At 48.0% G+C, this 13041-nt stretch carries 7 protein-coding genes; 2 read left to right on the top strand and 5 right to left on the bottom strand.

Going from position 1 to position 13041, the window contains the following annotated elements:
• The first annotated feature begins 691 nt into the window (after positions 1–691).
• Positions 692–3862, top strand: coding sequence for a TonB-dependent receptor (locus ACXAFQ_RS11235; RefSeq protein ID WP_474821743.1), 3171 nt, complete (start codon positions 692–694; stop codon positions 3860–3862).
• 78 nt (positions 3863–3940) lie between these two features.
• On the opposite strand, the gene ACXAFQ_RS11230 is transcribed toward ACXAFQ_RS11235, so the two are convergent.
• From ACXAFQ_RS11230 to argR, 4 genes are all read right to left on the bottom strand, one after another.
• Entirely contained in the window at positions 3941–5422 is a 1482-nt protein-coding gene (locus tag ACXAFQ_RS11230; protein ID WP_474821740.1) for an efflux transporter outer membrane subunit, read from the bottom strand.
• Positions 5423–5425: 3 nt separating this feature from the next.
• On the bottom strand, positions 5426–8572 hold the full coding sequence (locus ACXAFQ_RS11225) for an efflux RND transporter permease subunit (RefSeq protein ID WP_474821736.1): 3147 nt from the start codon (positions 8570–8572) through the stop codon (positions 5426–5428).
• Positions 8572–9744, bottom strand: coding sequence for an efflux RND transporter periplasmic adaptor subunit (locus tag ACXAFQ_RS11220; protein ID WP_474821734.1), 1173 nt, complete (start codon positions 9742–9744; stop codon positions 8572–8574). The genes ACXAFQ_RS11225 and ACXAFQ_RS11220 overlap by 1 nt, the downstream gene beginning before the upstream one ends.
• 242 nt (positions 9745–9986) lie before the next feature.
• Positions 9987–10451, bottom strand: coding sequence for a transcriptional regulator ArgR (gene argR, locus ACXAFQ_RS11215; protein WP_070125469.1), 465 nt, complete (start codon positions 10449–10451; stop codon positions 9987–9989).
• Positions 10452–10676: 225 nt separating this feature from the next.
• Between argR and mdh the strand changes: the two genes are divergently transcribed.
• A complete protein-coding gene (mdh, locus tag ACXAFQ_RS11210; protein WP_474821729.1) occupies positions 10677–11615 on the top strand; it encodes a malate dehydrogenase in 939 nt (312 codons plus the stop codon).
• 117 nt (positions 11616–11732) lie between these two features.
• Here mdh and ACXAFQ_RS11205 read toward each other — a convergent pair whose 3' ends face one another.
• Complete coding sequence (locus ACXAFQ_RS11205) at positions 11733–13031, bottom strand: NADPH cytochrome P450 oxidoreductase family protein (protein ID WP_474821726.1); 1299 nt, start codon at positions 13029–13031, stop codon at positions 11733–11735.
• Between the last annotated feature and the right edge of the window lie 10 nt (positions 13032–13041).

Below are 13041 nucleotides of genomic sequence, written 5' to 3'. Positions count from 1 at the left end.
CCAATTTAATCGTTGAATAAGCCTAGCTGACAGCATGCAGTTAGTTCTCGGGCTTTTGCGTAAATTTTCCAGACCAAGTGTTCGGAAAAATAATAAAAAAATCAGTATAGTCAGTGCGTTAGAATTGAATATCTTTTCTCCACTGTCATAAAGCTGAAATAAAACTCGATAAGAATTGCTGCCGGTTATCAGTCTATGCCGGTAATAACATTTTTTTCTGTTTTGATGTTGTTACCGTTTGTTGATTCTGACCTCAGGAAAAGTCAATTATCCAAAGTGCATGACTTTTCCTGGGTCATAGTCACAATGCGGGCGCACACCATTACTAAAAGAAGCCGACCCGTAGCAGCCAATGTGGTCAGAATTATGGTCACCTGGCGTCAGAAACTTAGTCCAGCCATTCGCAAGGATGGCTGGTCATTTTCCTTATCTTTGGAATTGGCAAGTATCTGCAAAACTAGGACTAGATAGAATTTCTAAAATCAGCTCATTATAAACAAGGCAGTCAGCCTGGGAATATGTTCTGATTTTAAGAGGATTGCGTGAATTTCGGGCAAAAAATTACCAAACAATGTCACATTTCTGACATTATGAATGCTCAAAATCGCGGGGAGAAGTTATCTCGTAATGTTGGACAACAATAATTAGCCAACGTTCAGGTACATTTTTATTACGATAGGGAAACACACACATGTTTAACAAGTCTAAGCTAAATCGTGTAGCTTTGGCCGTGGCGATGTCTGTTGGTTTATCCACAGCAGCAATGGCTCAGGAAACATCATCTGGTATCAGCGGTACGGTTGTATCTGCTTCAGGTCAATCTGTAAGCGGCGCAACTATTACCTTATTTGATACCCGTACGGGATCTGTAAAAACACTAACTAGTAATTCCGACGGTGTATTTAACACTCGTGGTCTTCGTGTTGGTGGTCCTTACATTCTGAAAGTTGAAGATGCACAAGGTTCGCGCATCATTGAAGATGTTTTCCTGAACCTGGGTGAGCCTCTTAACCTTACGGTTAAATTAGAAAACTCTACAGACGTTGAGCAAATCACAGTTACTGGCCGTGCTTCTGCCATGATGACTGAAACCAGCGGTCCTGCTTCTTTCTTCTCTGCTGAAGACTTGCAAGCACAACCAACAGTTGACCGTGATATTAAAGATATCGTGGCACTTGACCCACGTATCACTATCGACCAAACAAACTCCAACGCTATTCAGTGTGGTGGTGCAAACAACCGCTTCAACAGCCTGAGTGTTGATGGTGTTCAACAGAACGATAACTTCGGTCTGAACAGCAACGGTTACCCTACTGAGCGTCTACCTTTCCCATTCGATGCAATCGATCAAGTTTCTGTTGAGCTTGCTCCGTTTGACGTTGAGTACGGTGGTTTCACAGGTTGTGCAATCAACGCTGTTACCCGTTCTGGTACCAATGAGATTCACGGTAGCGTGTTCTACGATTACACTAGCGACAGCATGCAAGGCGACAGCATTGACGGTAGTGACATTGACGTTCCTGATTATGACGAAAGCCGTTACGGTGTAACGCTTGGTCTGCCTATTCTTAAAGATCAACTGTTCTTCTTCGGTGCTTACGAAAAGCACGACCCAACCGAAATTTTTGAGTTTGGCCCTGAAGACGGTAATTTCGCTAACCCTCTGAACGGTTTGACTACCGCAACTCTGGAGCAAATCGCTTCTATTGCTCAGAACCAATACGGTTACACTGTAGGTCCAATCGCTAGCTCTGGTGCTGAGAAAGAAGAAAAAGTACTTCTGAAACTGGACTGGATCATCAATGATGACCACCGTGCATCACTGACTTACCAGAACACAGACGGTAATACCGTTTCTACTACTGACTCTGGTTCTTACGGTTACGCATTTACTGACCACTTCTATCAGCGCGGTAACGAACTGACTACTTGGTCTGCACAGTTGTTCTCTACTTGGACTAACGATTTCGAAACTGAAATGCGTTTAGGTCACCTGAAGATTAAAAATGGTCAGCGTTCATTCACTGACAACCCAGACTTTGGTGAGTTCCTGATTGAAGACGTAAATGGTTACGAAGTTCACTTCGGTGCAGACGAATATCGTCAGTCTAACGTTCTGAACTACGACACAACCAGCGCGAAATTTGCAGGTACTTACTACACTGGCGATCACACCATTCTTGGTGGTATCGAATACGGTTCAACAGACGTATTTAACCTGTTTAACCCTGGTTCAGAAGGTCTGTTCACATTTGCTACTCTTGAAGACTTTGAAGCTGGCCTGGCTCAAGAAATCGAGTGGAGCATCCCTGGTTCACTTGACACGAACGATGCAGCTGCGTCTTTCACATTCGAGAACATGGCTGTTTACCTACAAGACAAGTGGTACGTAACACCTGATCTGTCTGTTACCTTTGGTCTGCGTTACGACAGCTGGTCTAGTGATGATGCGCCAGACGCTAACAGCCGTTTTGAACAGCGCTACGGTTTCACTAACGGTACCAAGCCTGATTTCGACCTGTTGCAACCGCGTTTCAACTTCAACTATAACGTTGACGACTCTACCTTTGTATACGGTGGTGTCGGTCTGTTCGCTGGCGGTAACCCAAATGTTTGGTTGTCTAACAACTATTCAAACGATGGTATGCGCATTCTGTCTACTACCGTAACTCGTGGTGAAGGTAATACTGCGGCGGAATTGGCCGCTCTTGACGCTTCTAACACTGCTAACTTCGGTTACGAAGTTCCTGGCTACTTAGAAACGCAACTGGTAGGTGGTGACGGTGCTGTAAATGCATTAGACCCTGATTTCGAAGTACCAAGCGTTTGGAAATTTAACGTAGGTGTTCAAAAAGAACTGGGTTATGAAGTACTTGTTGGTGCTGACGTAATCTACTCTAAGCTGAAGAACACTGCGAAAACTATCGCGCTTAACGCTATCGATACCGGTGAGCGTAGTGCTGATGGTCGTATCATCTACACCAATGCCGACATGCTGGACCCAGCATGTATTGCTGATGTAAATTCTGCTGATTGTAGCAGCCGTTCTGCAACAGACTTCCTGCTGACTAACTCAGATGAAGATGGCGATAGCTTTGTTGGTTCATTCTTCGTGAAGAAAGACTTCGAGTTTGGTCTGAGCACTAACTTCTCGTATGCATACACTGATGCAGAAGAAGGTAGCCCAATGACCAGTTCAACAGCTTCTTCTAACTACGGTAACCAGTCTGTTGTTGATTACAACGAACCAGGCGTAGCAACCAGTAACTACGAAACTAAGCACCGTTTCGTATTGAACCTGACTTACTCTACTGAGTTGTTTGAAGGTTATGCTTCTCGTTTCACCATCTTCGCTCAACGCGTAGCAGGTAAGCCTTACAGCTATAACTTCGACTACGATCCAGGTTTTGGTGACCAAACGCCTTGGGAAGACCGCAGCCTGCTGTACGTTCCACTGGAGAACGATCCAATCGTATCTTACGGTGAAGGTTTCGACCTGGAAGCATTCAACGCATTCGTTGCTGAGAATGGCTTAGAGCGTGGTCGTATCCAAGACCGTAACGAGCAAAACTCTGACTGGTGGTCTCGCGTTGACTTTAAATTCACTCAGGAAGTTCCTGGGCTGATGGATGGTCACAAAGGCGAAATCTTCTTCAACATCAGAAACCTGGGCAACCTGTTGAATGATGAGTGGGGTGTATACCGTCAGGTTAACTTCGAATACAACAACCCTGTTGTTGATGCATCACTGCTTGACGATGGCACTTACCTGTACACCAACTTCGATGGTGACCAAGGTCAGCGTATCAATCAGGATTCTTCTTTGTGGTTCATGCGTATTGGTGTTCGCTACACCTTCTAAGTTGACTTAGATAAAGCACAAAAACCGCCGTCTCTACGGCGGTTTTTTTATACACGTAAAAACAACAAGCCTCAGTTGTTACTCACCGGCAGTTTCTGCACTGCCATCATCGAAGTCACCTAAACCACCACCCATCACCCGGTAAAGAGTAATGCGGTTACTTAAATCAATTAGCTGCGTAGAAATCAGTGACTGCTGAGCACTGTAAAGAGTGCGTTGTGAGGTGAGGGCATCCTGAAAACTGTTCACACCATTTTCATAGCGGGCCAGTGACAGATGGTAACTGTCTGATGCTACATCGACTAAATCCTGCTGCGCGCCAAGCTGACGGGCAATGGTGCCCCGTCTTGCCAGCGCATCTGCCACGTCAGAAAATGCGGTTTGGATGCTGTACTCATAGGCGGCAACCATTTTGTCCCGGTTTGCCTTGGCGTAATCAAGTTGTGCATCGTTGGCGCCACCGGTGAAAATGGGCACCGAAACAGAAGGGATAAGGCTCCAGATGGTGGAAGCACCACCGGTAAAAATGTCAGCAAGCACATTACTGGCCAGCCCTCCGGTAGCGGTTAGCGTAATAGACGGGAAGTAGTTTGCTCTGGCGGCGCCGATATCTGCATTGGCCGATTTAAGGTTATGCTCAGCGGCCAGAATATCTGGTCTGTTAAGCAGAATGTCTGAAGTTAACCCTGCCGGGATCACGCTGATGAAATCATCGCTTTCTGGCAGGCCATCAGGCAACCATTGCTTGTCTACGCCACTGCCTGCAAGCAACATGAGGGCATTAATATCCTGCGCGACCTGCGTAGTATAACTGGCAATATCTGCCATTGCGGTGTGATAGGTGGTTTGCGCATCCAGTACATCGACTTTTGAGTCCACGCCCAGTTCATTACGGCGGCGGGTGATCTCCATGGCTTTCTGCGCGTTTTCTGCGGTTTCTTCTGCCAGCTTCAGTAAGCTTTGGTCCGACGCTAGTGTCAGCCAGGCATTGGCGGTTTCGGCAATCAGCGTGATCTTTGCCGCTCTAGCGGTCTCCACAGAATAAAGCCAACTTTGCTTATCGGCTTCTGTTGCACTCTGGTTCTTGCCGAAAAGATCAATTTCATATCCGCTTAAGCCAGCATCCGCTTCATAACTGGTACTTACAGAACCGTCTGACGATTTCGCCCGCGTACCGGTTAAACTTGCATTAACAGTAGGAAACAATTCAGCCCGCTGAATGCGATAGGTGGCTCTTGCTGCCTCTACATCTGCAAGGGTTTGTCGCAAATCGCGGTTGTTATCCAGTGCCGTCTGAATCACTTTCTGCATTCTGTCGTCAGTAATGAACGACTGCCAGGGCAGCTGTAAAATGGCGTTGTCTTCCTTGGTGTCAGCGTCCTGCATCGAAGTTTGATCAACCTTCGTTGTATCTGTGTAAGCCTCGCCTGTTGGCCACTCAGCGGGCACCGGTGATGCAGGGCGCTCATAGTCCGGCGCCAGAGTTGCACACCCGCTCAGCGACAGGGCGACAACGACGGCGCACAGAGATAACTTGCTAAAATGACGTGTAGGTTGCATTGATTACTCCTTATCCGCAGCAGTGTCATAGACGGGCTTTCTGGCCGGAAACGCGGTTCTTACCAGTACGAAAAACATGGGAATGAAGAATATGGCCAGCAAAGTCGCGGTTAGCGTACCGCCCAAGATACCTGTTCCTATGGATATCCGACTGTTTGCTCCTGCGCCACTGGCTACTGCCAGGGGCAGAATACCGAATATAAATGCCAGCGACGTCATAATGATTGGGCGAAGGCGCAGGTTGGCCGCCTCTGCGGCTGCTTTAGTGGCGGATTTTCCTTGTTGATAACCTGCCTCGGCAAATTCAACAATCAGAATGGCATTTTTTGCTGACAGGCCGATGGTGGTCAGTAGCGCTACCTGAAAATACACGTCGTTCTCCAGGCCCCGGAACGTAGCGGCCAGCGCAGCTCCGATTACGCCGAGCGGAATAACAAGCATCACAGATGACGGGATAGACCAGCTTTCATACAGTGCTGCCAGCGACAGGAATACAACCAGTATTGATACAGCATACAGGTATCCGGTCTGGCCACCGGACAGTTTTTCCTGGTAAGACAAACCTGACCAAGCGTAAGAGATTTTATTACCACCAATTTCCTGAGCAAGCTTTTCCAATTCATCCATGGCTTCGCCTGAACTTACACCGTCAGCGGCACTTCCCTGAATTTCAAAAGATGCCAGGCCATTGAACCGGCTGAGTGTCTGGGGCATTTGAGACCAGCTGGCAGTGGAAAATGCAGAGAATGGCGTCATCGTGCTGTCACCGTCACTGTTCGTACCGCGTACATACCATTGACGCAGATCGTCCGGACTGGAACGAAAAGTGTTATCTCCTTCGACATACACCTTTTTTACCCGACCATCATCGATGAAATCATTCACATAGCTGCCAGCCCAGGCGGTAGTAAGTGTGTCGGCGACGTCAGGCAGACTTAAACCCATCGCCAGTGCTTTCTCGTTATCGATATCAATATCCAGTTGCGGTGTATCGCTCAGCGTACCCTCCCGGACGCTGGTCAGGAGCTGACTACTTCTGGCCTTTTGAAGGATCTGATTTTTAATGTCAGTGAGTTCTTCCCGGGTCGTTCCTGCAGTGGCCTGGAGCTCGAAGGTAAAACCATTACTTTGACCAAGGCCATGAATAGTAGGAGGCAACATGGCGATGACGGTGCCATCCTTAATACCCGACAGGTTCATCATCAACCGGTTTGCGATTTCCCTTGCCCCTTGACTGTCATTCTCTCGCTCACTCCAGTCTTTCAGCGATAAGAAGCCCATGGCAGTGTTTTGACCATTCCCTGAAAAACTGAAACCTGAAATCGTGAAGGTATGATCTACGAGATCGGATTCGTTGTCGTTAATGTATTGCTGAATTTGTTCTGCCACCGCCTTTGTGCGTTCAATAGACGCGCCAGTAGGTAAGTTCACCATCATCATAACGTCACCCTGATCCTCTTCCGGTAGAAAGCTGGTTGGCAATGACATCATTAAATAGCCCATGGCCGCCACGATACACAAGTACACAGCAACCCAGCGTTTGGGGTGCTGAATAACTTTGTTAGTTTGCGCGGTGTAGCGCTGAGTCGTGCTATCAAAAGCACGGTTGAACCAGCCGAAAAAGCCTCCGGTGCTGTGCGTTGAGCCTGTGGGTTTTAAAATGGTGGCACAAAGCATAGGTGTGAGCGTCAGTGCTACCAGCACTGAAAGCAGCATGGAAGAAATTACTGTTATGGAGAATTGACGATAGATTACTCCCGTTGAACCTCCAAAAAATGCCATGGGCAGGAATACCGCACTTAGTACCACAGCGATACCAACCAGTGCAGAAGTAATTTCACCCATGGACTTGATTGTTGCTTCGCGGGGAGGCAGGCCTTCATCATTCATTACCCGCTCAACATTCTCGATGACAACAATAGCATCATCAACCAATAAACCGATGGATAACACCATGCCAAACATGGTCAGCGTATTGATGGAGTAGCCAAAGAGGCTCAGGACTCCGAAAGTACCAAGTAATACCACAGGTACAGAAATTGTGGGGATGATAGTAGCCCGCCAATTTTGCAGAAACAGCCACATCACCAGTACTACCAAAACGATAGCAATAAGCAGGGTCTCGACGACCTCCAGTATGGAAAGTTTGATAAACGGGGTGACATCTTTGGGAAATGCCAATTTGTAGTTATCTGGAAAATTGTTCTGCAGATCAGCTAACACCGACTTAACCTGCTCAGAGGTGTCCATTGCGTTTGCTCCCGGAGCCAGCATGATAGCAATACCGGATGCCGGATGACCGTCCATGCGTGGAACGGAACTGTATGTTTCGCTGCCCATTTCTACCCGCGCCACCTGAGAAAGGCGGACATCGGTACCGGCATAATCTGACTTGATGACGATATTTTTAAAATCATCTACAGTTTGCAACATGGACTGCGCGGTGACGGTAGCATTCAGTTCCTGTTCATTATTTGAAGGCATCGCGCCAATACTTCCTGCCGGCACCTGTACATTCTGGGCTTCCAGTGCTGAAGTGATATCCGAAGGCATCAGCTCGTAGCCCGCGAGTTTGCCCGGGTCCAGCCAGATCCGCATTGCGTATTGCGAACCGAATACACGAATATTACCCACACCACTTACCCGCGCGATGGTGTCCTGCATGTTCGACGCAATATAGTCTGAAATATCGAACACGGAGTCAGTATCGGAATCGTCATAGACGGAAGCAATTAATAGCATGTCAGATTGAGATTTGGTGACCGTGACCCCTTGTGATTGGACAGAGGAGGGGAGTCGGGAATTCACTTGCTGTACTTTGTTCTGAACCTGGACCTGCGCGTAATCGGCGTCTGTTCCTTGTTCAAAAGTCAGTGAGATGCTGGCACTGCCGGCAGATGAACTGGTAGAAGAAAAATACAACAATCCGTCAAGACCAGTAAGCTGCTGTTCCAGTACCTGTGTAACGCTGTTTTCCACTGTTTCGGCGTCAGCGCCGGTATAAGTTGCACTGATATTGACCGTGGGAGGTGCAATATCGGGATACTGGGAAATTGGCATTGACATGATAGAGGCAGCGCCCGTAAGCATGATGATAATCGCAATGACCCAGGCAAAAACCGGTCTGTCGATGAAGAATCGGGCGAACATTACTCATTTCCTCCCTGATTTTTCGCTTTCGGCGCTGCCACTCTGCCATCTTCGTTCAGCGTGACTTCAGTAACGGTGATGTCTGTACCGTCCTGTAAACCGTCGATGCCTTCCACTATCACTTTTTCACCGGCCTTGATGCCGGACTCAGTCAGCCATTTATTACCGGTGGCTTCCTGCAATGTCAGCGGCCTTTTCACTGCTTTATTCCCGGAAGCTACCCAAGCAAAAGCATTGCCTTTATTGTCAAACTGCACGGCTTGCTGGGGTACAAGAATCGCGTTTTCGTCTACCGCCACGGTGACTTTGGTGCGGATAAACATGCCAGGCATGAGAATGCCGTCCGGATTAGGAAACGTTGCCCGCAAGGTAATAGAGCCGGTGGCTTCATCAACAGCCACTTCATGCATGGTAAAAGATCCGGTTTCGTCATATTCGGTATCGTTTTCCAGCATGGCGACCACGTCCCGGGAGCCAGATGTTACGCCATCCCGCTGCATCATGGCGCGGCGGGCAAGTACACCTTCGCTGGTTTCGGTCATATCAATATAAATCGGGTCGAGCTTGCGAATGGTGGTTAACGCCGTGTCCTGCCCCTGAGTCAGTAATGCGCCTTCGGTCACATTAGAAATGCCCGTACGGCCACTGATGGGGGCAGTGATACGGGTGAAAGCAAGATTAACGTTGGCAGAATCCAGCGCTGCCTGGGCTTTCGCCAGTGAGGCCTGCGCGACCAGATAGTCCGCATGGGCGTTATCGGCATCCTGTTGGGAAATGCCTTCTATTTTTAATAAGTTCTGGTAGCGCTCATCAATAAGCCGGGTTGACTCCACAGACGCTTTGGCGCTTACCAAGTCTGCTTTTGCTTCGTTCACGCTGGCGCGATAGGTCGAATCGTCAATCTGATAGAGTAGTTGTCCTTTTTCTACAAAACTGCCTTCTTCAAACAAACGCTGTTCGAGTACTCCGCCCACCTGTGGCCTAATCTGAGCGGTTTGTTGTGCAACAACCCGACCTTGCAGCGTGCGGGTAATTGGGAATGTTTGTGCGGCTATCGTAATTGCGCTAACGGCGGTGGCGCGGGGCGCAGAACGTTGACTTTGTGTGGTGTCACTACAAGCTGAAAGGGTAAGCAAGCTGGTTATAACACAGAGTGTTGCGGCGATTTTCATGGCAGGTTCCTTGTCTAAATCCGGGACCGACGACATCTTGGGGTTTCGTCAGTCTGATGGAGCCGAGTGTATCGACAAGGTGGGTTAAGGCTGGGTTAACGTCGGTTTTGCAGCAGATAAAATGTCAAAAAAATAGGATGAATCTAATAAATGCCTAGCGTCTTCACGAATAAGAAGTAGTGGGCAACAAAAAAGCACCGGAGATGGTGCTTTTTGTCATTACGCTAACGTAGTGAAGCTCATCAAACGTTATCGAACAGGTTTTCTACTCGCTGTCTGAGATCTTCAATTTGGGTAACATCGGCTGGCGCGATGAAAATGGTGTCGTCACCAGCAATGGTGCCCAGCACGCCGTCTTTCTGGCTGAGTGAGTCCAGCAGTCTTGCGATAAGCTGAGCCGCTCCCGGGCTGGTTCGAATGATGACCATCACGTTATTGTGTACAATATCGAGCACGAGCTGTTTTAGCGGGCTTTTCGCTGTAGGCATGCCAAGTTCGGGTGGTAAACAATACACCATATCACCACGGGCATTTCGCGTTCTTACCGCGCCAAACTTACTCAGCATACGTGACACTTTCGATTGGCTGATGTTATCAAAACCCTGTGATTTCAGGGCTTCAACGATTTCTCCTTGAGAGCCGAAACTTTCGTCTTTGAGAATTTCTTTGAAGGCTTTGATCATCTTTTCTTGTTTTATATTAGCCATATTTACCTGTCATATTTGGTGTTTAAGGGTACAAACCGCTATTATTGTGCCGTAGTCTTTCCATTTAAGCAATATTTGTGCATATTCATTCAAAATCATGCATAATCTTGCCGCTTATACCCAATATGCATGCATAAGACCATTGGGTGATTGAGTTTTTACGCGCGTTGATTTACTGTGACGCTCCGTTTTTTTGACGAGTAACTATTCCATAGGAGAAATGGTATGAAAGTAGCCGTGTTAGGTGCTGCCGGTGGTATTGGTCAAGCGCTGTCATTGTTGTTGAAAACACAATTGCCAGCAGGTTCTGAATTAGCGTTATATGACGTTGCGCCAGTTGTTCCTGGTGTTGCTGTTGACCTGAGCCACATCCCCACCGCGGTGAAAGTTACCGGTCATGGTAAAGATGATCTGGGCGATGCGCTTAGCGGTTGTGACGTTGTTCTTATTCCAGCTGGTGTTCCTCGTAAGCCTGGTATGGACCGTTCTGACCTGTTCAACATTAATGCTGGTATCGTTAAGAACCTGATCGAAGGCGTTGCTGATCACTGTCCTTCTGCTTGTGTTGGTATTATTACTAACCCAGTAAACACCACTGTTGCTATCGCTGCTGAAACGCTGAAAGCAAAAGGCGTTTACGACAAGAACAAACTGTTCGGTGTTACTACTCTGGACGTGATCCGTGCAGAAACTTTTGTTGCTGAACTGAAAGGCCTGGACGTATCAAGCGTACACGTTCCTGTAATCGGTGGTCACTCTGGTACTACTATCCTGCCTCTGCTGAGCCAGGTTGAAGGTGTTTCTTTCACTGATGAAGAAGTTGCTAGCCTGACTACTCGTATCCAGAATGCGGGTACTGAGGTTGTTGAAGCCAAAGCTGGCGGCGGTTCTGCGACTCTGTCTATGGGTCAGGCTGCAGCACGCTTCTGTCTGTCTCTGGTTGCTGCTATGCAAGGCGAAAACGTGGTTGAATACACCTACGTTCAAACTGACGACAGCGACGACGCAGCATTCTTCTCACACCCTGTACGTTTAGGTGCAAACGGTGTTGAAGAAATCCTGCCTTACGGCGAGCTGAGCGCTTTCGAACAAAAAGCGAAAGACGACATGCTGGAAGGTCTGCGTGGCGACATCAAAATTGGTGTTGAATTCGTAAACGGCTAATACCGAAACGAATTGCAAATCTATTGAAGGCCGACTGTTTAAGTCGGCCTTTTTGTTTTTTGGCTTTTGTGTGATTCAGGTTAGGTATCGATAAAACGGGCCCTACGAATCGTTTTGTTAATACACATCGCGATGATAGCGGCGGGCATCGATAAGCTGGGTGACGGTATCTTCACCCAACATAGTGCTAAGCGTGTGATGTATGCCTTCGCCCATTCCGGCATAGCTTCCGCAAACATAAATCTGGCCACCATTATCAACCACGTCTTGCAGATTTGCCATTTGCAGGCTCAGGCTTTGCTGTACGTAAGAAGGATGTTCCTGACAGCGTGAAAAAACGCGATTTAGCGTTGTTGCGTGGGCTTGTTGAATGGATGGCTCTATCACTTTCGGAAGTACATCGTCGTTGTCGGGCTCGCGCTCTCCATAAATGACGTAAAGGCGGCGGGACGGCTGTTTAGCCGCGTGAAGCCACTGAGAGCGAATGCCGGCGAGCCCACTGCCTGCGCCAATCAGCAGAATAGGCTTTGCATCTTCAGTAAGGTAGCAAGACGGATTCCGATGAAGTTTACCGCGAACCGAGCATCCAATGTCGAGTTGACGGGAAACCCAGCCAGATGCTTTACCCAATTCACCATCCGGTTTAATCACCAGCCTGATAATGAGCTTCACAATGCCCTCTTCAGGAAGCGAGGCGATGGTGTAGCTACGGGCTGCGGCTTGCTCTTGATCGCCTGAATTAATGCCGGGCAAGATATCCAGAATGTCGCCAGGGTGCCACGAAAACGCGTCACTAGCCGGTCGTAAATCAATTTCAAATAATGGTCGGGTGCTATCGTTATTAAGCTGTCTGCGATTCACCAGGGTAAATTGCTCAAATTCAGATTCGGTCTGCACGCTCGTATCTTGCGTAAGTGTACTGTCACTTCTGTCCCTTTTTTCCAGTGCCGTTGATGCTACTGCCCCCAGCGCTTTTAACCCTTTTTCGATTTGTTCTCCAAACGCGCAAAAGTGAGGATATTTGCTGTCGCCCAATGCAATGACATTAAAATCAAGGTGCGACAAATCGGTTGAGCTGGTGTTAGCCTGGTTTAATCGTCTTAGAAATGAACGGCCGTTATCCGGTGGTTCTCCATGACCGTAAGTACTTACTACAAATATAGCCCTTTGATATTCAACTAGCTTCTCTAAGGTGATAGCGGAAAGCGGGCGGGCTTGTGTGTGGTGATTGTTCGCCAGTTCCTCTGCAACACCTTGTGCAGTCCCGGTTTGGCTTGCGTAGGCAACTAACAGTTCACTGTCGCTGATATGAGTAAATAAATACCGGCCTTTATGACGCCAGAATAAATATCCCACCCACACCAGATAAAGTGCAACCAGCACGAGAGCCAGTATTAAACGTTGTGATTCAGTCACAATGGAAACT

Source organism: Alteromonas sp. ABH2_165 (assembly GCF_056159945.1).
Note: the sequence above shows the minus strand (reverse complement) of the source record. Positions and strands in the feature narration are given on the sequence as shown.

Coding starts and splice junctions, on each gene's coding strand:
- ACXAFQ_RS11235 (WP_474821743.1), top strand. CDS start 692: ATGTTTAACAAGTCTAAGCTAAATCGTGTAGCTTTGGCCGTGGCGATG.
- ACXAFQ_RS11230 (WP_474821740.1), bottom strand. CDS start 5,422: ATGCAACCTACACGTCATTTTAGCAAGTTATCTCTGTGCGCCGTCGTT.
- ACXAFQ_RS11225 (WP_474821736.1), bottom strand. CDS start 8,572: ATGTTCGCCCGATTCTTCATCGACAGACCGGTTTTTGCCTGGGTCATT.
- ACXAFQ_RS11220 (WP_474821734.1), bottom strand. CDS start 9,744: ATGAAAATCGCCGCAACACTCTGTGTTATAACCAGCTTGCTTACCCTT.
- argR (WP_070125469.1), bottom strand. CDS start 10,451: ATGGCTAATATAAAACAAGAAAAGATGATCAAAGCCTTCAAAGAAATT.
- mdh (WP_474821729.1), top strand. CDS start 10,677: ATGAAAGTAGCCGTGTTAGGTGCTGCCGGTGGTATTGGTCAAGCGCTG.